18 protein-coding genes and 1 pseudogene are annotated in these 22994 nt (G+C 33.7%); 18 read left to right on the top strand and 1 reads right to left on the bottom strand.

Features of this window, described 5'->3' with window-relative positions; all coding sequences use genetic code 11:
• Positions 1-8 precede the first annotated feature (8 nt).
• The 6 genes from IGI43_RS05755 to IGI43_RS05730 all read left to right on the top strand — a co-directional run bounded on the left by IGI43_RS05755 (position 9) and on the right by IGI43_RS05730 (position 6462).
• Positions 9-1082, top strand: coding sequence for a DUF916 and DUF3324 domain-containing protein (locus IGI43_RS05755; RefSeq protein WP_438756869.1), 1074 nt, complete (start codon positions 9-11; stop codon positions 1080-1082).
• A gap of 13 nt (positions 1083-1095) precedes the next feature.
• Complete coding sequence (locus tag IGI43_RS05750; protein WP_438756868.1) at positions 1096-1410, top strand: hypothetical protein; 315 nt, start codon at positions 1096-1098, stop codon at positions 1408-1410.
• Between the two features lie 9 nt (positions 1411-1419).
• Positions 1420-1644 carry a hypothetical protein gene (locus IGI43_RS05745; RefSeq protein ID WP_438756867.1) on the top strand — a complete coding sequence of 75 codons (225 nt, stop codon included), beginning with the start codon at positions 1420-1422 and terminating at the stop codon, positions 1642-1644.
• 72 nt (positions 1645-1716) lie between these two features.
• Entirely contained in the window at positions 1717-2448 is a 732-nt protein-coding gene (locus IGI43_RS05740) for a WxL domain-containing protein (protein ID WP_438756866.1), read from the top strand.
• Positions 2449-3050: 602 nt separating this feature from the next.
• Positions 3051-5291, top strand: coding sequence for an RICIN domain-containing protein (locus IGI43_RS05735; RefSeq protein ID WP_438756864.1), 2241 nt, complete (start codon positions 3051-3053; stop codon positions 5289-5291).
• A 115-nt stretch (positions 5292-5406) separates the two neighbouring features.
• On the top strand, positions 5407-6462 hold the full coding sequence (locus IGI43_RS05730; RefSeq protein WP_438756863.1) for a DUF916 and DUF3324 domain-containing protein: 1056 nt from the start codon (positions 5407-5409) through the stop codon (positions 6460-6462).
• Between the two features lie 160 nt (positions 6463-6622).
• On the opposite strand, the pseudogene IGI43_RS05725 reads toward IGI43_RS05730, so the two are convergent.
• Positions 6623-7926, bottom strand: a pseudogene (locus IGI43_RS05725) (ISL3 family transposase).
• Positions 7927-8468: 542 nt separating this feature from the next.
• On the opposite strand from IGI43_RS05725, the gene IGI43_RS05720 reads away from it, so the two are divergent.
• The 12 genes from IGI43_RS05720 to IGI43_RS05665 all read left to right on the top strand — a co-directional run bounded on the left by IGI43_RS05720 (position 8469) and on the right by IGI43_RS05665 (position 22804).
• Positions 8469-9572 (top strand): tyrosine-type recombinase/integrase, encoded by a 1104-nt coding sequence (locus IGI43_RS05720; protein WP_438756862.1) that lies wholly within the window; start codon positions 8469-8471, stop codon positions 9570-9572.
• A 305-nt stretch (positions 9573-9877) separates the two neighbouring features.
• The gene (locus IGI43_RS05715) at positions 9878-10582 is read left to right on the top strand and encodes a winged helix-turn-helix domain-containing protein (RefSeq protein ID WP_438756861.1); all 705 of its coding nucleotides are present in this window, start codon (positions 9878-9880) and stop codon (positions 10580-10582) included.
• A gap of 128 nt (positions 10583-10710) precedes the next feature.
• Positions 10711-11370 (top strand): hypothetical protein, encoded by a 660-nt coding sequence (locus IGI43_RS05710; protein WP_438756860.1) that lies wholly within the window; start codon positions 10711-10713, stop codon positions 11368-11370.
• Positions 11371-11380: 10 nt separating this feature from the next.
• Positions 11381-12454, top strand: a complete 1074-nt coding sequence (locus IGI43_RS05705) for a DUF916 and DUF3324 domain-containing protein (protein ID WP_438756859.1) — start codon at positions 11381-11383, stop codon at positions 12452-12454.
• A gap of 12 nt (positions 12455-12466) precedes the next feature.
• Positions 12467-12778: a hypothetical protein gene (locus IGI43_RS05700; protein ID WP_438756858.1), complete on the top strand. Its 312-nt coding sequence runs from the start codon at positions 12467-12469 to the stop codon at positions 12776-12778.
• 306 nt (positions 12779-13084) lie between these two features.
• Complete coding sequence (locus IGI43_RS05695; RefSeq protein WP_438756857.1) at positions 13085-13804, top strand: WxL domain-containing protein; 720 nt, start codon at positions 13085-13087, stop codon at positions 13802-13804.
• Between the two features lie 169 nt (positions 13805-13973).
• Positions 13974-15047, top strand: coding sequence for a DUF916 and DUF3324 domain-containing protein (locus tag IGI43_RS05690; RefSeq protein WP_438756856.1), 1074 nt, complete (start codon positions 13974-13976; stop codon positions 15045-15047).
• Positions 15048-15050: 3 nt separating this feature from the next.
• Positions 15051-19253, top strand: a complete 4203-nt coding sequence (locus tag IGI43_RS05685; RefSeq protein ID WP_438756855.1) for a hypothetical protein — start codon at positions 15051-15053, stop codon at positions 19251-19253.
• 849 nt (positions 19254-20102) lie between these two features.
• Positions 20103-21134 (top strand): DUF916 and DUF3324 domain-containing protein, encoded by a 1032-nt coding sequence (locus IGI43_RS05680; RefSeq protein ID WP_438756854.1) that lies wholly within the window; start codon positions 20103-20105, stop codon positions 21132-21134.
• A gap of 8 nt (positions 21135-21142) precedes the next feature.
• Positions 21143-21730, top strand: a complete 588-nt coding sequence (locus tag IGI43_RS05675) for a hypothetical protein (protein WP_438756853.1) — start codon at positions 21143-21145, stop codon at positions 21728-21730.
• Positions 21731-21809: 79 nt separating this feature from the next.
• The gene (locus tag IGI43_RS05670; protein ID WP_438756852.1) at positions 21810-22196 is read left to right on the top strand and encodes an LPXTG cell wall anchor domain-containing protein; all 387 of its coding nucleotides are present in this window, start codon (positions 21810-21812) and stop codon (positions 22194-22196) included.
• A gap of 179 nt (positions 22197-22375) precedes the next feature.
• On the top strand, positions 22376-22804 hold the full coding sequence (locus IGI43_RS05665; protein WP_438756851.1) for a hypothetical protein: 429 nt from the start codon (positions 22376-22378) through the stop codon (positions 22802-22804).
• The last annotated feature ends 190 nt before the right edge of the window (positions 22805-22994 follow it).

Below are 22994 nucleotides of genomic sequence, written 5' to 3'. Positions count from 1 at the left end.
GAATTTTTTTGAAAAAGATAATTTATAGCGCACTCTTTATAGTAAGTTGTATGATTGTCAGTCTAGTGTCAACGAGAGAAGTTTTTGCGGAAGACGAGAACAATTTAGGATATGTGGTGACACCACTTCAACCGAATACTCAAATTGACGTAGGAAAAAGCTACTTTTATATAAAGACAATTCCAGGCGAAACACAAACACTACAAATGCGTGTCGCAAGTACAAAAAAAGAAGAGATTCATTTGAAAATTTATGGTGTCGATGCGATGACCTCAAACAGTGGGAAGATTGACTATACAGGTGATTTAGCTAATAAAGATGAGTCGCTGAAAGAACCTCTATCTAGTTTACTAAAAGTGGAGACACCAGAAATTACTGTTGGAAACTTTGAAGAAAAGATGGTCCAGGTTCAAGTGACAGCACCAAAAGAAGGCTATGACGGAGTAAAAATGGGCGCGCTCGTTGTTGAGCTTGTGCCAGATAAAAAGAAACAAAAGGGAATCTCGACAAAATACAATTATAAGGTAGGCTTGATTACAGCGGAAAATGGCGATGAGTTTACCAATGGGAAAACGTTAAAACTAAATGAAGTCAAAGCATCGATTCTCCATGGAAAGAAAATGGTCTTAGCCAGTCTACAAAATCCAGAACCTAAAGTAATCGACAATTTGGACATTGTGACAACGATGATAGAGAAAGAATCCGGCAAAGTCATTAAAGAAAAAACAGTTCAAAATTACAAATTAGCGCCTAATAGCCACTTTGATTTTGAATTGGATTGGGGGATCAATGATTTACCTTCAGGAACCTATACCTTAAAGATGGATGCAAAAAATGCTGATGAAAAATGGCAGTTGTCTAAGGATTTTAATATCACAAATGAAGAAGCCAAAGAAATCAATGCATTAAGTATCTATGCAATCAAGACACCTACTTGGCTAAAGATAGTCAGTATCGCGATAGCAATGATAAGTTTGGCGCTAATGGGTACGCTCTTTTATAGAAGAAAAAAATGGGAGAAGGCGTGGAAACGACTAAGAATTGCCAAGAAAAGGAAAAAGAAAGGAAAAAATAAGAAGTAAAGGGGTGGAGAAGATGAAGAAGCTTTTGTATATGCTAATTTTGGCAACTATTCTCTCGTTTTTTCCGATGCATACAGGATTCGCTGTGGAAAATGAAGAATCATCGAATGGTCTGGTCATACAAATCGAACCAACCGATAAACTAACCGATAAAAAGATATCGGGAAAACCGACAGCTAAATATCCGAAGACAAGTGAATCTAAAAATGGTTTATTACCACACTTAGGACAAATGATCACCTCGTATATTATCTTATTATCGGAAATCGCCTGTTTGATCATATTTTGTGGCGTGATTTGTTTCAAAAAAATTTATTATAATATGTAGGAGTAGAAAATGATTGATTATTTATGGATGTATATATTAGGAGCGATTTCTTTTGTGACGCTCGTGTATTTTTTAATGACTTTTTCAAGAGATATCTTTTTAGTGAGAAGACTAAAGATCAGCAAATCAAGTTTAGCGATCAATTTTAGTTTATTACTTCTTACGTTAATTAGCTTAATTTTGATTATCTATTTATTTGTTTTATTAAAGGAACAGATTAAATTACTTGGTTAACATGAAACGATGAACGATTTAGAACAATAACGGTTACTAACCTGTCTATAATCAAAGAAGGGTGATAGACAAATGAAAAAAGTATTATTAGCAACACTATTAGTATCAGCGGGGGTTCTTTCCCTAGCAACAGCTTCAACAAATGCACATGCAGAAGAAGTCGTAAAAGCAGATCAAACAGATTTACAAATTACGATTGACCCAGATGGCGGAAGTAAACCAGGGGAAAATCCTTTACAAAAAAACTTAGCTATTGCGTTTATTCCAAGTAATATGAACTTTGGGACAAATGCAAATACTGGTAAAGGTTCAGGTGCTGTTAAAGTATTTAAAGATAAAGAAATTAAAAAATCATATCTAGTAGTAAGTGATGATAGAACTGCTGCCGAAGGTGCTAAATTGGCAAAATGGCAAACAGTTGCACAACTTAGCGATTTTGCTGTTGATGGTAGTACAGAAGAAGCAGACAAATTAGCAAATGTCCAACTAGAATTTAATACTGGTGCCGTACAAGATTATGCTCTTGTAAAAGATGAAGAAGGAAATATTACTTCAGCTCCAGATCCATCAACAAATGGCGTGTTGACTATACATAAAGGGACTGACATTACAGCTTTACCTGTAAAAGCCACTGCCGGTGGTTCTGCAGTTCCTGTGTTAACAAAAGCGCAAGAAAATGATACTAATGGTGCTTATGCGACTGAAATTACAGACAGACAATTACGTGTAGCTTTACCTCAAAGTCAAGCAGGAAAAACATTCACTGCACAACTTACATGGAGTTTAGAAGATACATTCCAATAAAATTAGACAAAAATAACAATAAAATAATGTGAAGAGATTATAGATGGATTAGCTAACAGTTATTGTTGTAAATCGTTCATATTCAAAGATAGAGTATCTGTGATTGCTAATTAAGGATTATAGAGACTCTATCTTTCAGTTTCAGTAACTTATCAAGAGCTTGAGTTGAATTATAAATTAGAAAAGCAGAGGTAAAAACACTATCAACATATGGATCACCCCAGTGGTAAACGAACAATTAGTAAACATTCGCAAATTGTTGTGCAGACATTTTACAGAAGTATTAGTAGAACGAAAAAGCGAAGATATTAAAAAAGTATGCGTTAAGTGAAGATTGAAAATTAGGAAAAATAGAAATTTAAGTAGAAATTCTTACAAATAAGATCGTAGCTGTAGGTGTTTATCAGACAAGAATTTTATGGCAGGAAAGAAATATGTCATAAAGTAGCGTATAAATGAACAAAATAAATGGAAAGGAAAAAAGGATCACTGTTACCTCTAAAATAAAGATTTGCCTTTTTGTTTTCCACTCTTTTATTCAAATTAGTTAAATTTAATATTAAACATCAATTAAGACATTAAAGAGAGGAAGGAGCATAATTATGTCTATGAAAAAAATACTATTTATCTTTGAAATCCTTAGCTTTATTTTTTTCTGTTTCTATTTTGCTACACCAGCATCAGCAGAAAAAGTGATATCTGATGATTTATATGTAGCTTATCCGAAAGTAAATGAAACATTGGCTGTTGATATCAATCAAAACAATACTTCGCCAAACTATGAATCGCTCATTACATACGCAGCTCATGGAAAAGGGAACCAGTTATTAGGCTATGAATATAGACCAGAAAAAGATGGGTACATAATATATTCAGGAAATGACACGCAGAAAATTATCGGAAGTACAGAGGGAAATACTGCAAAAATAACTGTATTTACAGTTCCTATCAATAGTTACACTGAATTCACTGACGACTATATTTGGGATATTATTCAAACCGAAGGGATATATTATAAGATTAGGAATAGGAAGACGGCAACCTATCTTACTGTGAGTAAACCACTTAATGATGCGTTAATCACACTGTCACCAGATAACGGAGGAGATGCTCAGAAATTTAATTTGAAAACGATGAATGGTGTGTATAAAATACGTTCCGTAGCGACGAATAGCTATGGATGGGATGTATCTGGTGGGGTTGGCGTCGATAGAGAGATTATTACGTATCCTTTAGGTCCAGATCAGAGCAATCAACAATGGATGATTTTATTTAAGCCTAGTGATAATGCTTATACAATTTCGAATTACAAGCAAAAGAATTTAATAGTGTCGCAAGAAATCCAAAGTAACCCACCAAAAGTAATAAAAAATGAAGCCTCTTTCGAAACACCATTAGGGAATAAAAACACATTTGACTTTCAACTAATAGGAAATACTCCAACCGGGCAAAGTATAGTCCGGATTAAAAACAGCAATTTCAATTACTATTATTCAAAAAACAATATTACTTCTGGTATAAGTCCACTCTCATTAGTGTATCTAAATAAAAAAGATACAAAACAACAATGGATTTTAGATAAAGTTAGAGACATTCCAAAACCAGAAATCAAAAATTTAAATATATCAAGTGTTTATCCACATTCTGAATCATTTTTTTATGTTGGAGAAGAACTAACTGTAACAGGAGATTTTAAAGGACCTGGTTATAATACGTATAACCTATATTCAGTATTTAACACAGATGAACCTGTACTGAACCAAAAAGGAATTGCAATAGATAAATTAGGCGATTCGACTTTTTCTAGTAAGATTGATACAAGTCAATTTAAAGAGGGGACATTTTATATTGAAATTTATGCAAGAGCAGATTCAATGTTTCAATCGAATAAAGTCAATGAAAAATATAAATTAGTTTACCCGACACCAACTGGTGAGGCAGTGCCACAAACGATCAAAAAAGGAACACCTATCAATACTTTAAAACCCTCTGATTTTGTCAAAAATTTACATGATGAGATGGGGAATGTTGTTACGGCAACAAAAATCGAAGGAATCAATACAAATGAGTTTGGGCCCCAAGAGGCTAAAGTTACTATAATGAACAAATATAAAACAGAAATAATTACAGTACCTGTTACGGTTATTGGGGCAGAGCGCAATGTTACAGTGAAATTTCAAAAAGGGGAAGATCCATCTATTCAGCTATATGCAGATGCTAGTGTTAAAAGAAGAATCGGTGAAAAAATCGATTTATTAGATGATCCAGAAATTGCATCGATCATAAATCAAGTTGAAAATGTTGAAGGAGAAAAACGGGACTATTCTTTGGGCAATCGAACAGAAGTAGAGAACTATGTAGTGAAAGATCAAATTTCCCAAGAAATCATTGTGAGGTTTGTAGGAAATCTGACGATCGACTCTATTCCAAATACTTTTCAATTTAAAGGGAGATATCTTGGCAAAGAACGAATGCAAATCATTCCATTGATTGCTACAGCTGATACTATTTTAACAATTCACGATAGTAGAGCAGAGGGACAAGGTAATTTTTCAGTAAAAGCGAAACTTGAAAAAGATATTTTCAACGTATTGGATCCTAGTTACACAATAAAAGATGGCTATATTAAGTTTGCCAATCATTTGAAAATCAACTCGAAGGATTTTTCAACGGTAGCAGAATCAAATGGAACAAAAGATCCCAAGCAATATCTATATAATTTTACATTAGGTAAAATAGCTAATCTTGATACTAATATCAAGCTTGTTATTCCAAAAGACTCAATGGATAAAGTCGGGAACTACACCGGAACGATTCTTTGGGAAATTGAAAATGGACCCTAAACAGATGTAGGCCTTTTAAAAATGCTGCTGCTGCCTATTCAATAATAAGGAGCATCATTATTTTTGACTAACAAGATACATAACTGCAAAGTTACGTAGAAACGGAGAAACGGACATGAAAAAAATGCATGCTATTTTTGGAGGACTATTATTGATAGTAGTTATCTTTTTCAGTGAGGGAATAACTACTTTGTCAGAAGGCGTAGACACTGGAATCGTAACGCCTATAGAAGTAAAAGCAATCATACCAGAAAACCAAATCGACAAATCAAAAACATATTTTGATCTACTTTTAAATCCTGGACAAATGCAAGAGTTAGAGGTTCAATTATCAAATTTTACCGAAGAAGATCGAATAGTTAAAGTAGAAGCCAATACTGCAACGACAAATGATAATGGCATTGTAGATTATAGTCAACATGATAAGAAAAAGGACCCTTCACTTATCAATGCTTTTTCTGATATAAGTAAAACGGTTAATGAAGTGAAAATACCAAAGCAATCAAGTGTTATAACTAAAGTAACGATTCAAATGCCAAGCAAGTCTTATGAAGGTATCATTGCAGGCGGAATCTACATATATGATAAAGAGGGCAGTAAAACCAATTATGATGGTGGATCAATCAACAATAAATTTGTTTATTCCTTAGGGGTTCAATTAAGAAATAACGTTGATTTAACAAGAGTTGAGCCAAAATTAGTAGTCGATCCAAAAAAAATAATACCAGTTCACTCTGATTATTTAAACGGAATCAACATACCTATTCAAAATACTTCTGCATTATTCATTAAAGAAGTGGAGGTTGAAGCGAGACTTATTGATCATTCTAATGGTGAAGCATCACATGAACTAAAACAAACTAAGCTAAAAATAGCTCCTAACTCAAACTTTTACTTACCTTTTACTTGGACAGACGATGAAGGGACTCCTTTGAATCCTGGGGACTACCAAGTGAATATAAAAATAAATTCCGCAGAGGTAAAGAAGAAATGGACGTGGACAATTCCTTTTAAGATAGAGGGGAAAAGTGCTGAGGAAGAGGAGAATCAGCTACGCATAAAAGATTCCGATAATAAACATGCGGCTGTTTATATCACTGGATTATCAATAGTAATTCTGTTTATTGTACTATATGCCGTTTTAAATAGGATGAATAGAAAGAAAAAATAATAGAAAAAGAGAGAGTCATGTATGATATAAAAAAAGCCTGATTTTGATATTGTGCATCAAAATCAGGCTTTTTTTATAATTATTAGGCTCTTTGCCAACTAATGTTGATGAAGAAAATCCAAAGAATTAAATCAATGATGAAGCCTAGAGGGAAATGCCTCTAGGTTTTTTTATTCGGTTGAAAAAGTACTGTGCCAAAACATAAAGTAATTCTCAATTTAAAATTATAGAAGTTGTGAAACTCATAGGTATTTCTCTTTAATACTTTGATATGGTTATTCAAGCATTCTAAAGGACCGTTGGAATAAGGCAAATCCAACGCATTTTTAATGCCAGCTTGCACTTTTTAAAGGTAGTAATAGTTGTTTGATAATAAGCTGGAAGCCTAGAATAATCTTGTTCTAATAACGCGTGAAACCGTGTGTAATCTCTTGTTTGTATGGCATAGAGAAAATCCTGATAAAAGGTATAGCCAGCTTTTAATTCTTCATCATAGGAAGTAACCGATCCACGAGTTCTGTTTCTGTTAAATAGGCACGGAAGGAAGGACGCCAAGGGCGTTTTTCAAACTTAAGCTTCGATTGATTCTTTTGAAGCAGTTTCCAGTATTTCTTCAAGTGACGGTATTTTTTTGTCTCTACAGATCCTTGATGGAGAAAGGTATTCATCCGTTGAATCCGGTGTTTTAAGAATGTTCGTCCAATGTGTTGCACAATATGGAAGCGGTCAAGAACAATCTGAGCTATGGGAAATAGTTTCTTAACTAAAGAAAAATAAGGCGCGTACATATCGCAAACAATGTACTTTACACCTTCACGAACAGATAAAGAAAATCGTGAGAAATAGCGTTCTAATAAAAGGCAACTGGCGGTTTTCAACGACATCGAGTAATTGTTTTGTTTGTCCATCCATCATAATGAAACTCATAGAGGCAGCGACTTGTTTCACTGATTTAAATTCATCAAAACAAAGAACTTCTGGCAAGATGAGTCGATTGATTTTTTGGGGTTCGTAAAACTGTTTCAATACGCGATAAACAGAGGAAACAGAGACCTTCTTTTGACGGGCAATTTCGCTCATAGACGTGGTATTTCTTAAATGATCGGCAATCGAAAGCTTCACTTTCTTTGAGATTGAACAACACTTTTCGATAATATTCGTTTCAGCGACAAAGGTTCTATCACAAGAATGACAGAAAAAACGGCGTTTCTTCAAGCGTAAGTATGTTTGGTATTCAGAAACATCATTCAGTAAAATCAGACAGGTTGTAAAGCTCCAACGAATAATCAATCCGTCTTCATGGGCACCACAATGAGGACAGGAGTGCGTTAAATAGTCCAACGTAACAGAAAATTCCTGGCAGATCCGTCCTTTAATACGTTCTTTTTTTAAAGAATTTTCATTAAAAGTAATGTTTAAGCCTAGAATATCTAAGGTTTCTTTGATAAGATTTGTATAGGACATCTTGACTTCCCCTTTGGATTGGTTTTAGACGACTTAATTCTAAAGGATATCAGGGTGTCTTTTCTATTATTTTGCATTAAAAAAGATGCCGGTGATTGTTCACCAACATCAAAAAGTATAGAGCCAATTATTATTTCAGTCTCAATTATTTTATATCATAAAGATTCAAAAATTTTTGCTGGTCAATTTTCTATAGAAGAGATTCTGTAGAAAATATAGGAAAATTCAAGTGAGCAATAATGAACGAAGCGAAAATAACTTGTTTTTTAATAAAAAAGTTTCCTATTTTCTCTCAAAATAAGAAACTTTCAATTTAAGTATTGTCTATTTTTTTAATAACTTCTCAACTCTATAAACATTCTATCCAATATTTTAAGAAATTGCAAGATATTTTTTTAAAATTTTAATTCTGTTATTGATTTCTATTGTTTTTTTCTCTCTAAAACCTTAATTATAGGCTTTTGACTACCGTTTAGCGAATGACGTCTCGTTTTTCTTCGCCGTCGTTCCGCCGTCACATTATTTTGAAAGGATGAGTTAGTTTGGCAAAAGGCGAAAACATTTATAAAAGAAAAGATGGCCGCTGGGAAGGTCGCTATCCGAAAGCCAGAAAAAAAGATGGTTCTATTTATTATGGATATATCTATGGTAAATCATACCAAGTAATTCGAAAACAATTAATTGAAAAGAAAGCAGCCTACGCTTCTTATCATACGTCAGTTCACCAACAGTTTCAAGGAGATTTTAATGCATGGGCAACAATTTGGTTGAACCAATTGATGAAAGAAGAAATCAAAGAAAGTACGTATGCGAGTTATAAAAATAAGTTTTCTCAACATATTTTACCGGTGATTGGTCATCTACTCCTGAACCAGGTTACAAAAGAATCCTTAGATGAATTAGTCCAAAAAATGAAAGGAACACTTTCTCCATCATCCATTCAGGTTATTTTTCGTCTCGTAAAGAGTTGTTTAAAAAGTGCAAAAGAGCATGGCTACCTGTATACAAATCCAGCAGAGTTAATTTCTCTCCCAAAAATCCAGAAGAAGGAACTTTCTGCGTTAACTCGAAAGCAGCAGGCTCAATTAATAAAAGTGGTCCAACAATCAATGAATTATTTACCAATACTCCTAGCCTTAGAGACAGGGATGCGCATTGGTGAAATTAGTGCATTAAAATGGAGTGATATTGATTTTGAACAAGAGCTCATCCATGTTAGACGGACGCAACAGCGGATTTTAGATTACACAGGAGGTCGACATAAAACAAAAATTATTGAGACCTCTCCCAAGACGATGAGAGCGAGTAGAGTTATTCCGATGTCTTCTCTTTTAAAAATTCAATTAAATAAAGCAAGAAGACAATCTAGCTCTCCTTATGTTGTTGGAAAACATGGAAAGGCCTTAGAACCGCGAACCATTACCTACCGTTTTACACAATTAAGAAAAACAATTGGCCTGCCTAACGTAGGATTCCATGTTTTGCGTCACACATTCGCTACTCGCTGTTTAGAAGTAGGCGTTAGTATCCATACGATTAGTGCGCTATTAGGACATACCTCTATTAAAATGACATTGGATACTTATACGCATTCATGTATAGATGACCAACGGTTAGCTATGAAAAAACTCGCTATTTTATTATAAAATTATCACGTTCCATGCAGTTATGTCTACTCCATTTTTCTATTTTACATAACAATCGTTTTTTGCTGTGTCAAAAAAAAGTCAGATCCTAGTCCATAAGCTAGAATCTGACCTTTTTTATTATTTTTCATCGCCGTCAATTTCGCCGTCATCTTTTTTTAGAAAAGTTGAAATAATAAGGGATAAGGTTGTTTTTTCTTATTTTGAGAGAAAACAAGAAATGATTTTAACATAAGTCTATATGCTTATATTGAAATAGGCAAATAATAAGACTGAATGAATTTTTTGAAAATAGGAGGATGAAAATGAATCAAATAGAAACCTTTTTCTTTGATCAAACATTAGCGACTGAATTTTCAATGGTTTTTGAAAAGTATCAATGGACTGTCCTTCACCATAAGGAAGAGCAAACTTCATTAGATGGTGAAGGAAATCCAAAGATGATTTTCATAAAAGAAGAAGAAAAGACGGCTCAAACAATCGAGCTACTCTTATCTATTAAAAATAAACGAACATTTATCTGGGTGTTAGCAGAAGAGAGTCTCTCAATGCGCATGATGTATATGAAGCTAGGGGCTGATGGAGCTTTAAAGTTAGCAGATAATAATACTATTGAAGAGTTTGCATTATTTACAACTAATTTATATAAAAAGATAACCAACGTGGGAGAAGGATCGAATCAAGAAAGTGAATTAGTTAGTTATCAAGAGAAAATCCAGTTGAATTTGCAAAATTTCAGTATGGTAATTGAAGGAAAAGAAATATATTTTACCAAAAGTGAATATAAATTGATTGATTTCCTACTCGATCACGCTAGTGAGACAGTCAGCTATCAAGAATTAGTCAATCATTTATGGGGAAAAAAAGAAGAAGCTAAATTATTAGGTGAGAAACGAAAGTATCGAATTGCTAACTTAGTGTTTCACATACGAAAAAAGCTAAATCAAGAAGGGCTTAAAAAAAAATATATACAAACAATTCGCTCGCGTGGCTATCGAATTGTCGTTTAGTTATAGGAAATAAATTATCTGTACAGTACCAAAATATTCAGGGTCAAATTTGTTTAATACTAACTTTAAATAACCTGAAAAAATCAATATGATGAACGATTATTTAAATGAAATGGAAGGTAAGTAGTGTGACTAAAACGAGTAGGGACTATTTTGAAAAGTATAAAAGGTATTATTTAGCTGGAGGAGCACTTGTCATTAGTTGGCTTATCTATTTGATATTCTTTTGGAATTTTTATCATGAAATGTATTTTTGGGTGGGGAAGGACGTACGCTATGTTGTTCAATTGATTTTTATATCAAGTTTCTATTTAACAGAAATTATGGTCTTCACCACATTGTATTTTTTATTATTACTAGCCAGTTTGTTCTTACTTTTATTCTTTTTTTTCAAAAATATAAAAGAATTTAGTTTTGGGAAAGGGGCTTTAGTGACAATCATTGGTTTTGGAACCATACCGTTACTCAGCTCTATCTCATTACTTGCAACACTTTGTTGGCCTTATTTCTTAGTTATGCTCATCGCGTCTTTTGTGATTGTCTACATTACCTATGCGATTACCAAATATTTATACGAAGATAATCAAGAGCAATATACGGATAATGAATGTATAAAAGAAGCCGGTCCGTTTTCTCAACAAGAAGAGGCTGAGAGGTATTCAAACGAGTTTATTGCTTATTGGGCACCTTATTTTATAAAAAGGTCCTTCAACTTAGTAAGTGAAATCAAACAGGAAGATGAGGGATATTTAGTTGAAATCTATACTGAAGCTAATTCATTTAGTTAGGAGAATTTTTTTGAAAAAGAGAATTTATGGTGCACTCATTGTAGTCAGCTGTGTAATTGTGAGTCTGGTTTCAACGAGAGAAGTATATGCGAAAGATGAAAATAACTTAGGGTATGTGGTGACGCCATTACAGCCCAATACTCAAATTGATATGGAAAAAAGTTACTTCTATATAAAAACAGTGCCAGGTGAAACACAAACACTACAAGTACGTGTCGCAAGTACAAAAAAAGAAGAGGTTCATTTAAAAATTTATGGTGTTAACGCGATGACCTCAAATAGTGGAACGATTAATTACACGGAAGATTTAACCAATAAAGATGACACGCTAAAAGAACCTTTAACCAGTTTAGTAAAAGTAGAGACGCCAGAAATTACAGTAGGCAATTTTGAAGAGAAAACGGTTAATATTCAAGTCACTGCTCCTAAGGAACACTATGAAGGAGTAAAAATGGGCGCGATTGTTGTTGGATTAATCCCGGATAAAAAGAAGCAAAAGGGAATGTCGACAGAATACAATTACAAAATAGGCTTAATTACCGCAGAAAATGGAGATGAATTTACCAATGGCAAAACATTAAAACTAAATACAGTTAAAGCCGCAATTTTCCATGGTAAGAAAATGGTATTAGCTAGTTTACAAAATCCAGAACCAAAGGTCATCGACAATTTGAACATTGTGGTAACAATGACAGAAAAAGAGTCTGGCAAAGCCATTAAAGAAAAAACAGTTCAAAATTACAAATTGGCACCTAACAGTCACTTTAACTTTGAGCTGGATTGGGGGATCAATGATTTACCTTCAGGAACCTATACGCTAAAAATGGATGCTAAAAATTATGATGAAGAGTGGCATTTATCAAAAGATTTTAAAATTACAAATGAAGAATCAAAAGAAATCAATGCTTCCAGTGTTTTTAAAATTAAGACACCTACTTGGTTAAAGGTAGTCAGTATTGTGATGGCAATTACGAGCTTGGCGTTAATGGGTACACTATTCTATAGAAGAAAGAAATGGGAGAAGGCATGGAAACGATTGAGAATTGCCAAAAAAAAGAAAAAGAAAAATAAGAATAAAAAGTAGGAGATGATGACAATGAAAAAGCTTTTGCAAATGTTTGTTTTGGTAAGCATTCTTTCAATCTTTCCAATGCATACGGTGTTAGCAGTGGGAAATGAAGACTCAGGTGATTTGGTCATACAAATTAAGCCAGATGATCAAACGAATCAGAAAGAAAAAGTGGTCAAACCAACACCTAAGTTTCCCAATACAGGTAATCTCCAAAATGGTACATTGCCCCATTTAGGTCAAATGATTACTTCGTTTATTCTCTTATTATCGGGAATCGCGTGTCTAATTGTTTTTTGCGGCGTGATTAGTTTCAAAAAAATTTATTATAGTATATAGGAGCAGAAGATGATTGATTATTTATGGATGTATATATTAGGAGCAATCTCCTTTATAACACTAGTGTATTTTTTAATGTCTTTTTCTAGAGATGTCTTTTTAATCAGAAGACTGAAGTTGAGTAAATCAAATTTAGCGATCAATTTTAGCTTATTACTTCTTACTTTGATCAGTTTGATCTTGATTATTTATTTATTCGTCTTATTAAAAGAACAAATTAAATTACTAGGTTAACAAAAACGATGAACGATTTACAACAATAACTGTTACTAACCTGTCTATAATCAAAGAAAGGTGATAAACAAAATGAAAAAAGGGTTATTAGCAACATTACTAGTATCAGCGGGGGTTTTTTCTCTAGCACTAGTTCCAACAGATGCACATGCAGCAGATGAAACAGATTTACGAATTACGATTGATCCAGATGGTGGAAGCAAACCAGGAGAAAATCCTTTACAAGGCAATTTAGCTATTGCTTGGATTCCAGCCAATATGAACTTCGGGAGTAATCCGAATACTGGTGAAGGTAAAGGCGTGGTTAATGTATATAAAGATACATTAACCAAATCTACTTATCTAGCTGTGAGTGATGATAGAAATGTTCAAAACGGTGAAAGTTTATCTAAATGGAGAACTGTTGCAGAACTTAGCGACTTTGCCGTTAACGGTAGTACAGAAGAAGCAGACAAATTAGCAAACGCACAACTAGAATTTAATACTGGTGCCGTACAAGACTATGCTCTTGAAAAAGATGAAGAGGGTAATATTACTAAAGCGCCAAATCCAGCTACAGATGGTGTCTTGACTACACATGCTGGTTCTGATATCACTACTGTAAAATCTGTAAAAGTAGTTGCTGGTAGTAAAACTGCTGTTCCAGTTTTAACAAAAGCGAAACCAAATGATGCTAAAGGTGCTTATGCAACTGAAATCACAGACAAAAAATTACGAGTAGCATTACCTCAAAGTCAAGCAGGAAAAACGTTTACTGCAAAGCTTACATGGAGTTTAGAAGATACATTCTAGTCAATTTAAAATAAAAAAACAATAAAATAATGTGAAAAGATTGTAGATGGATTAGTTAACAGTTATTGTTGTAAATCGTTCATATTCAAAGATAGAGTATCTATGACTGTTAATTAGGGATTATAGAGACTCTATCTCTTAATATTAGTTCACATAAAGGAGACAATACATGAAGAAACGACTTATTTATTTAATTCTACTAGTTTGTTTTCTATGGGTTCATCCAATGATAAGTTTTGGCGAAGAAGGAAACGTCAGTACCTTAAAAGATTTTTCTTATGAAGTTATTTTTCCAGAAAATCAACGGAATAAAGAGGTAGGCTATTATGATCTACTTGTACAACCTGGTAAAAACGAAACAATTCAATTGAAATTAAATAATTTGTCCACCCATAAAATGACATTATCCTTAAAATTTAACAGTGCTAAAACCAATGGGAGTGGGGTAATTGAATATGGACCAAATAATTTTCTGAAAGATCCTTCTTTAGCGTATGATTTTTCTGAGATTGTGACTGGTCCAGATAAGGTAGAACTTGAACCAAAAAATAATAAGGTAGTGACGTTAACCATTCGTCCTCCAATTGAACCATTTGAAGGATACATAGTAGGTGGAATTCAAGTCAAGCCTCTGGATAACGCATTGGAGAAGAAAAAAAAGGGAAGTGACATCGTTATCAATGAATTTGCTTTTTTAATAGGAGTCTTATTGAGTGAAGGGGATGTTAAGAAGATCAAACCAGAGTTGGAATTTCATTCCATCTCAGTTGATACGGCTAAAAAGAGTGCACAACTTATTTTAAATTTTTCAAATAGTCAGCCAGTTTTTGCCGAAGACATGACTCTAACTGTTGAAGTCACGAAAAAGTCAAATCATCGAGCTATTTTTGAATTAAACAAAAAAAATATGAGAATGGCTCCAAATACTCAAATCAATGTTCCAATTCCGCTCAAGTATAAACTTGAAACGTCAGGTGCTTATACAATGAAGACACAAGTTGCCCTAAAAAATGGTGAATCTTGGTCATGGGAACAGGATTTTGATGTAAGTGAGAAAGATATTCCTAAATTGAATAGACAACTGATAGAAATACGTAGTACATCGAATTATATTATAGTGTTGCTTCTTGTTCTAGTTATTGGGTTCATTTTTCTACTAATGTTTATGAGACACAAAAGAAAGCGAGCTTCCAAATATAAGGAGAAGAAGCAAAAGAAAATATTACAGAGAAAGGAACGATAAAAAATGAAAAAGAAAGCTATTGAAAAAAAGAAGAGCACGTATTATTGGAGCATCTTTCTAGCATTCCTTGCTCTATCTCTATTTTTTGTTTCAAATACTATACTAGTACAGGCTCAGGAGTATCCGATAACAAAAGAAAAAAAGATCAAAACAGATTATGTTTCCAATCAAGAGAACTTTCATTTTTCTACTGCAGATGAGGGTAATAATATCATTAGAAATTTATTTGGGCAAAGAAAAGAAATCACAACGACGATTAATATCTTTGATTTGGATAGCAAGGAAGCAATTAAAGGTATTAAGCCTATAATCAGTAAAAATAATGCGGGGGATAACATTAATTTAAACGATATAGCGAAGGACTCTATCGACAGATTAAAAGGTCAAGGCTATAAAATTGAAAAAGTTGAAACATTTGATTTAGCAAGTTTGGGCTATAAAGAAATCCCTGATATGGCAGCTTATAACATACCAACAAATCCGAATGGTACGGATGTTGTTAATATTTACTTAAAAAAAGTAGCGAAACCAATTAAAACTAGAGCACAGGAAAAAGGATATACTATTAGTTTTTTATATGAAGGCGATTTACAGACTTTAAGACCACCATTTACACTGAGGTTAGACATTGGTTCTACTTATAATTTACGTACGGCTAGCGGTGGCGGTGAACTGATTCAAGGTTACATTAATGAACTCTCAAAATGGTATTCTTTAGTAGGAGTAGTAGAGTTAGGGTATGGAGCTTCTCAAAATTGGATTGACGATTCAAGGTTTACAGCAAAAGATGATGGTATTACGGAAATTAGATATATGTTTGGGAACAAAAATGATAAAAAAGATATTACAACGACGATTAACTTCCTTGATTCAGATAGTAAAAAAGCAATCAATGGAGTTACCCCTGTAAGCAGTAAAAATAATGCAGGAGCTACCATTAATTTAAACGATATAGCAAGGAATCCTATTGCTATATTAAGGGGTCAAGATTATGAAGTTGAAAAAGTTGAATCCTTTGATTCAGCAAGTGGAAGCTACAAAATAATTTCAAATCCAACGGCCTACAATGTACCTGCAAATTCGAACGGTACGGATACCGTTAATTATTACTTTAAAAAGAAAAAAGCAGAAGAAGTACAAATCATAACTCAAGTTTCATTCGTTGACAATGATGGAAAAAGTTTGGGAAGTCCAATAACCTTTATAAAGCCCGAAGGAACAGTAGTAGATTTACGCAATATAGCAGCCATCAAAGCAAAGCTAACGGGTGATTTAAAAGAATACACTGTTTTAAGAGCTGAAGATGTTTATGGTGGCAATAATTCGATAGATATAACCAGATTTATAATAGGAAGTACGCAGTCAGTAAGGTTAATCTTGCAGAAGAAAGCACCAGTCGAGATAGCAACGCAAGTTTCATTCGTTGATGATGCTGGAAAAAGTCTAGGAACTCCAATAACGTTTACAGAGTCTGAAGGCACAGTAGTAGATTTACGCAATATAGCAGCTATCAAAGCAAAGCTAACAGGTGATTTAAAAGAATACACTGTTTTAAGAGCTGAAGATGCTTATAGTGGCAGTAATTCGATAGATATGGCTAACTTTAAAATAGGGAGTACACAATCAGTAAGGTTGATCTTGCAGAAGAAAGCACCAGTCGAGATAGCAACGCAAGTTTCATTCGTTGATGTTGTTGGAAAAAGTCTAGGAACTCCAATAACGTTTACAGGGACTGAAGGCACAGTAGTAGATTTACGCAATATAGCAGCTATCAAAGCAAAACTAACAGGTGATTTAAAAGAATACACTGTTTTAAGGGCTGAAGATGCTCTTACTGGCAGTAAATCAATAGATATGACCAGCTTTAAAATAGGAAGTACGCAGTCAGTAAGGTTGATATTGGAAAAGCAAGCGAAATCAATCACAACAACGATTAACTTTCTTGATTCAGATAGTAAAGAAGCAATCAAAGGCATTTCCACTATAACCAGTAAAAATAATGCGGGGAATACGATTAATTTAAACGATATCGCGAAGGATACTATTGCTACATTAAACAGTCAAAACTATGAGGTTCAAAAAGTGGAGGCATTTGATTTAGCAAGTGTTACATTCAAAGAAGTACCAGACCCAACAGCTTATAAAGTGCCTGCAAATTCGACTGGTACGGATACCGTTAATTATTACTTTAAAAAGATAGAAAAACAAATAACGACTCAAGTTTTATTCGTTGATGATGCTGGAAAAAATCTGGGAGACCCAATAACGTTTACAGAGACTGACGGCACAGTAGTAGATTTACGCAATATAGCAGCTATCAAAGCAAAGCTAACAGGTGATTTAAAAGAATACACTGTCTTAAGAGCTGAAGATGCTCTTACTGGCAGTAAATCAATAGATATGACCAACTTTAAAATAGGGAGTACACAATCAGTAAGGTTGATCTTGCAGAAGAAAGCACCTGTCGAGATAGCAACGCAAGTTTCATTCGTTGATGACGCTGGAAAAAGTCTAGGAGACCCAATAACGTTTACAGAGACTGACGGCACAGTAGTAGATTTACGCAATATAGCAGCTATCAAAGCAAAGCTAACAGGTGATTTAAAAGAATACACTGTTTTAAGAGCTGAAGATGCTCTTACTGGCAGTAAATCAATAGATATGGCTAACTTTAAAATAGGGAGTACGCAGTCAGTAAGGTTGATATTGGAAAAGCAAGCGAAATCAATTACAACAACGATTAACTTTCTTGATTCAGATAGTAAAGAAGTAATCAAAGGCATTTCCACTATAACCAGTAAAAATAATGCGGGAAATACGATTAATTTAAACGATATCGCGAAGGATACTATTGCTACATTAAACAGTCAAAACTATGAGGTTCAAAAAGTGGAGGCATTTGATTTAGCAAGTGTTACATTCAAAGAAGTACCAGACCCAACAGCTTATAAAGTGCCTGCAAATTCGACTGGTACGGATACCGTTAATTATTACTTTAAAAAGATAGAAAAACAAATAACGACTCAAGTTTTATTCGTTGATGATGCTGGAAAAAATCTGGGAGACCCAATAACGTTTACAGAGACTGACGGCACAGTAGTAGATTTACGCAATATAGCAGCTATCAAAGCAAAGCTAACAGGTGATTTAAAAGAATACACTGTCTTAAGAGCTGAAGATGCTCTTACTGGCAGTAAATCAATAGATATGACCAACTTTAAAATAGGAAGTACGCAGTCAGTAAGGTTGATCTTGCAGAAGAAAGCTCCAGCAAAAATAACGACTCAAGTTTCATTCATTGATGATGCTGGAAAAAGTCTAGGAGACCCAATAACGTTTACAGAGACTGACGGCACAGTAGTAGATTTACAAAATATAGCAGCTATCAAAGCAAAACTAGCAGAATTGGGGAAAGCGTACAATGTAATCGGTGCAACAGATAAGAAGGGAAAAACTATAACAAGCTACCCTAAGTATACAATTGGGAGTACGGAGGATAATACGATTCAATTGATTCTGAAAAAGAATACACAAAAACTAACAGTTCAATTTAAAACAACCGATAATGAAGAGCTTGATCCAGTGGTGAAGCCAATCGTAATTGAAGAGGTTATCGGGACTGAGATAGACCTTTCTAAAAACGAACAGATAAAAGAAGCACTTAAAACAATAAGTAATGAACATTACCAATTGGCACCGGAAAAGCAACCGGAGGATAAACAAACGATCGGTGAAACTCCGCAAACCATTACGTATACATTTGACGGAAAACTGTTCATTGAGTCGGCACCATCCACTATGTCTTTTGGAAAGCAGAAGATTGAAAAAGGACTTCATTTTATTAAAGTGAACAATGCCGAATTTGATAAACCACTAGTCATTTGGGACAGTCGAAAGAAAAGTAAAAACTGGAAAGTAACGGCAACCTTAGAAACACCGTTTACCAATGTTCAAGATTCAGCCCAAACACTTCCAGACGATGTACTTGGCTATAAAAAAGACGATAATAATATAGTCAAATTTAGACAAGGCGATGCAGAAATACTAGCAGAACGAACGAGCGAAGAGACTAAAAACGAATATACGCTAAGTGAAGAGTGGAAATCAGGAAAAACAGGTTTTAGAGTAGAAATTCCAACAAACGAGGTCAAAGTAGCAGGTGGTTATCAAGCCAAAATTTTATGGCAAGTAGGAAATACACCATAAGAGAGTTTATAAACAAATGGATAAAAATGGAGAGAAGACAAAAAGGATAACGTTTAACTTTAAACTAACGTCTAACCTTTTTGTTCCTCACTCTTTTTGCGGGAAATGAGTAGAAAATTATAACCACTTTAGATCATAAAATAATAGTTGGGAATATTGAAAGTTTACATTACGTTTGTTTTCTATTATAATTTAAAGGAATCATATGTCAATTTAGTATAATTGATGATTGGTATTTATTTGAAAAAAAGATTGAGAGATTGTGCTATAGCAAATAGGCCGTTTTGTAGTTAAGATGGGCTATTCTATTTTTTAACTACAGTAGTCAACTAAATTAATCAAAAAGGATAGTTAGAATGACTGGTGTGACCAGTAGAAGAACGTAGCGAACGTATACAGTGTTCGACCGTTTCTATCGCACTTAATCATAGTTAATCAAGAATCTATTCATACAGAATGATCTTGTTAATAAAAATAGCAACTAAACTTTGTTCAATCAAGTAAATCAAAATAGTGACTTTTAAAATGAGAAATAACTCAAAAGTAACTGATACGTATGTAAAGTTCTTTTGGTTAAATTAATAAAAGGAAAGGAGAAAATTAAACGGATACAAAAAAATAATGTCTATAAAGGAGTGAGTGCCACAATCAACAGTTCTTTTTTCTTAAATACAGATTGTTCTTTTGCTGAAATATCATAAATCACGTTGAAATTGGAAGCAGCCAATCAAAAAAAAAAAATTTGCTCAAATTGATTTTGTTGATACAGAACTAATGAAATATGTAAACTTAAAGACGATAAAAATTAGGCTATTCTGTCCTGATAATTGCTAGCAATGGAGGGTAATTATGAAAACAAAATATATCTGGTGTACGTTTTTTTTCCTCCTTCTGTTTTTCTTTACGCAAGGAATACAGGTCAGTGAAGCGTCTGAACATGAAGGATTTTATGTGAAAGCTATTTTTCCGGAGAATCAACGGGAAGCGATAAATACGTATTATGATTTAGTTGTAGAACCAAATCATACTCAAAAAGTTCAATTGTCTATTGTCAATAATACCAAGGAATTTAAGCAATTCTCTGTTAGTGCAGAGAACTGTTATACAAATGATGACATTTCTATAGGGTATGGAAATTCAAAAAAATATGATCCAACACTAACGGTTAAATTAACCGATTTAGTCACGGTACCAGCGACAGTTGACTTGGATTCTCATCAAACGAAGCTTATTACTTTTACGATAAAAACACCAGAAAAACCTTTTAAAGGAATAGTATTAGGTGGCATTAGAGTAACAGAAAACAGCAAAGAAAAGAAAGCAACTAGCGGCGTGACGAATCTATTTTCCTATGTTTTACCAATTGAAATGAGAATGAATGAAGGTCCAGTAAAGCAGGAACTGGTGTTTAAAGAAATTCTTGTCAAAAAAAATGAATATACTACGGAACTAAGGGCTTCCCTGCAAAATCCTCAGCCAACATTATTATCTGAGCTGGCTGTAACAACAAAAGTATTTAAAGAAAAAGAACAAAAACCATTAGTAGAAAGAATAGTAAAAAATCGTCAAGTAGCGCCCAATACCAGTTTCTATCCTGTTATTTATCTTGATAAGAACGTATTATCACCAGGAAAGTATCGAGTAGAAATATCAGTGAATGGAAAACAACTTTCTGAGACATGGGAGCAAACGATTACGCTGAAAAAAGATGAAGTAAAAGCCTTATCGAAAGGTTTCCATATAAAGAATTCAACAACAATGTTTGGAGGAAATCTTCTATTTTATATACTAGGGCTTTTCATCTTATTTATGAGTCTATTATTGTGGAAACGCAACGTAATTCTAACGATACCAAAACGAAAAAAGAAAAAAAGAAAGTAGGAAAGATGATGTTTGAGAAAAAAAGTGTATTAACGAGTTTAGTTGTAGTAGCTGTTTTAGGAAGTCTTTTACCAACAGTTGCACAAGCAACAGAAGTGAGTAGTAAGAGTGATGCGACCTTGACAGTGACAAGAGCAGCTGAAAGTGGCTCATTGAGATTTGATACACCTGAAAAATTGAATATTACATTTGCGGATATGGAGATAAGTGAAAAAACGCTAAAAGAAATTGAAACAATGGGAATTGGAGAAAAAGAAGGAACCAAAGCACAGTTAAAAGTAGTGGATGAACGAATGGATATAAAAGGCGATCCTGCTTTTTATGTAACAGCTAAGATGGCAGAAGGAAATTATGGTGATAAAAACTTTTTACAAAATGGTATGTATGTATCGTTGAAAACCGACACGAGTGAAGGAGCATATCCCATTGATTTAGATGGAGCTAAAGAAAAAATCATTGCGACAGGAGATAAGAAAACACCAATCGAAAAAGATTTGAACGCTCGATTACATGTTACAGGAAATGCCTTAGATTTAACAGCCGGAAATTATGGAACGTCGATTACATGGACTGCCGTTCCAACTGTTAAAGAATAGAGCGAGTCTTAACCCATTAAATCGAACGAAGAAAATGAGCGAAATGCAATGAAAAGATAGAGATAAAGGAGTGAATAATTTGAACGATGTAAAGAAACAACTGTTCCTTTCTATCATATTAATTTTCTCGTTTTCATCTTCTTTTACAATGATTGTACAGGCAAAAGAAGCGCACGCTGTTTCAGCGGCTAGTCAAAGCAACGCGTCTATTATTATAACTACTCCAAATCAAAAGGATACTGAAAATAATGAGAACCATCATACTGAAGAAACCGACATGTACCGTAAACCCAAAGGCAGACTTAATCAAAAAAAAAATTTTGGAAAATTACCAAATACAGGGGAATATTCATCACTACTAGGTAAGATTGTAGGCAGTACTCTCTTAATCGTTGTAATTGTCTTTTTTTTGAATAGAAAACAAATACAACAGAATTTTAAAAAGTTAAATTTGTCAAACGAGTAAAAGCAGTTTTCTCATTGTTAATACGTGCACAGAGGGTAAATTAATAGGACGCTTAATAAACAAATTTTGGGTAAGAAAAGTTGAAAAAATAAGATGAACATCATAAAGTCTGAAGGTAATTCCTTCAGTCTGTATATTTATGATATTGCATAGATTATATTAAGGAGGAAATGATAGTTATGAAGAAAAAATTTATTTTGGCTATTACTTTTTTAACAGTCGTGTTTTTTAATATCGGTATTTCTGAAAAAGTAGAAGCAACAGTCAACGATTCAAATAAAATTAATTTAGTAGAAAGTGTTTTTGATCCGATATCTTGCAGTACTTCTTGGAAGAACGGCGGTAACATTCAATTAGATCATACAGACAAGGGGGCTGTTCGCTGGAGTATAGGCTTAGATAGAACTTCTGTTAAGAGTTTTCAAGGCACTATGGTAGTTCGGCCTTTAAGAGGGGGTCGTGTAATAATAGTTAGAATGTCTGGAAAAACTGGTGAAACCAAATTAAATCTTAATCTAATGGGAAGAGTAAGCATCAGTATAGAAGGAAGAGCATTGGGCGAAGATGGTGTGAACTATTCTACTGTTTTTAACTCTCTTTCTATTTAAGACCGAATTAAAATAAAAATGCACAATAAAAGTTATACTCTTTATTTTAATTTAGATCCTTAGCACAGTTAAAAGTAGTCGAGATATAAAAGGCAATCCCGCTTTTTATGCAACAGCTAAGATGACTGAATGATAAATTCTGAAGGTATTTCCTTCAGAATTTATCATGATATTTAGATTTAAATGTCAT

It is taken from the genome of Enterococcus sp. AZ126, assembly GCF_051714545.1.
Taxonomy (GTDB): domain Bacteria; phylum Bacillota; class Bacilli; order Lactobacillales; family Enterococcaceae; genus Enterococcus_L.
This window is presented reverse-complemented; position numbering and strand designations above follow the sequence as displayed.

Excerpts from the sequence above, each read along its gene's own strand:
- IGI43_RS05750 (WP_438756868.1), top strand. The coding sequence starts at position 1,096 with ATGAAGAAGCTTTTGTATATGCTAATTTTGGCAACTATTCTCTCGTTT.
- IGI43_RS05745 (WP_438756867.1), top strand. The coding sequence starts at position 1,420 with ATGATTGATTATTTATGGATGTATATATTAGGAGCGATTTCTTTTGTG.
- IGI43_RS05740 (WP_438756866.1), top strand. The coding sequence starts at position 1,717 with ATGAAAAAAGTATTATTAGCAACACTATTAGTATCAGCGGGGGTTCTT.
- IGI43_RS05735 (WP_438756864.1), top strand. The coding sequence starts at position 3,051 with ATGTCTATGAAAAAAATACTATTTATCTTTGAAATCCTTAGCTTTATT.
- IGI43_RS05730 (WP_438756863.1), top strand. The coding sequence starts at position 5,407 with ATGAAAAAAATGCATGCTATTTTTGGAGGACTATTATTGATAGTAGTT.
- IGI43_RS05715 (WP_438756861.1), top strand. The coding sequence starts at position 9,878 with ATGAATCAAATAGAAACCTTTTTCTTTGATCAAACATTAGCGACTGAA.
- IGI43_RS05700 (WP_438756858.1), top strand. The coding sequence starts at position 12,467 with ATGAAAAAGCTTTTGCAAATGTTTGTTTTGGTAAGCATTCTTTCAATC.
- IGI43_RS05695 (WP_438756857.1), top strand. The coding sequence starts at position 13,085 with ATGAAAAAAGGGTTATTAGCAACATTACTAGTATCAGCGGGGGTTTTT.
- IGI43_RS05690 (WP_438756856.1), top strand. The coding sequence starts at position 13,974 with ATGAAGAAACGACTTATTTATTTAATTCTACTAGTTTGTTTTCTATGG.
- IGI43_RS05685 (WP_438756855.1), top strand. The coding sequence starts at position 15,051 with ATGAAAAAGAAAGCTATTGAAAAAAAGAAGAGCACGTATTATTGGAGC.
- IGI43_RS05680 (WP_438756854.1), top strand. The coding sequence starts at position 20,103 with ATGAAAACAAAATATATCTGGTGTACGTTTTTTTTCCTCCTTCTGTTT.
- IGI43_RS05675 (WP_438756853.1), top strand. The coding sequence starts at position 21,143 with ATGTTTGAGAAAAAAAGTGTATTAACGAGTTTAGTTGTAGTAGCTGTT.
- IGI43_RS05665 (WP_438756851.1), top strand. The coding sequence starts at position 22,376 with ATGAAGAAAAAATTTATTTTGGCTATTACTTTTTTAACAGTCGTGTTT.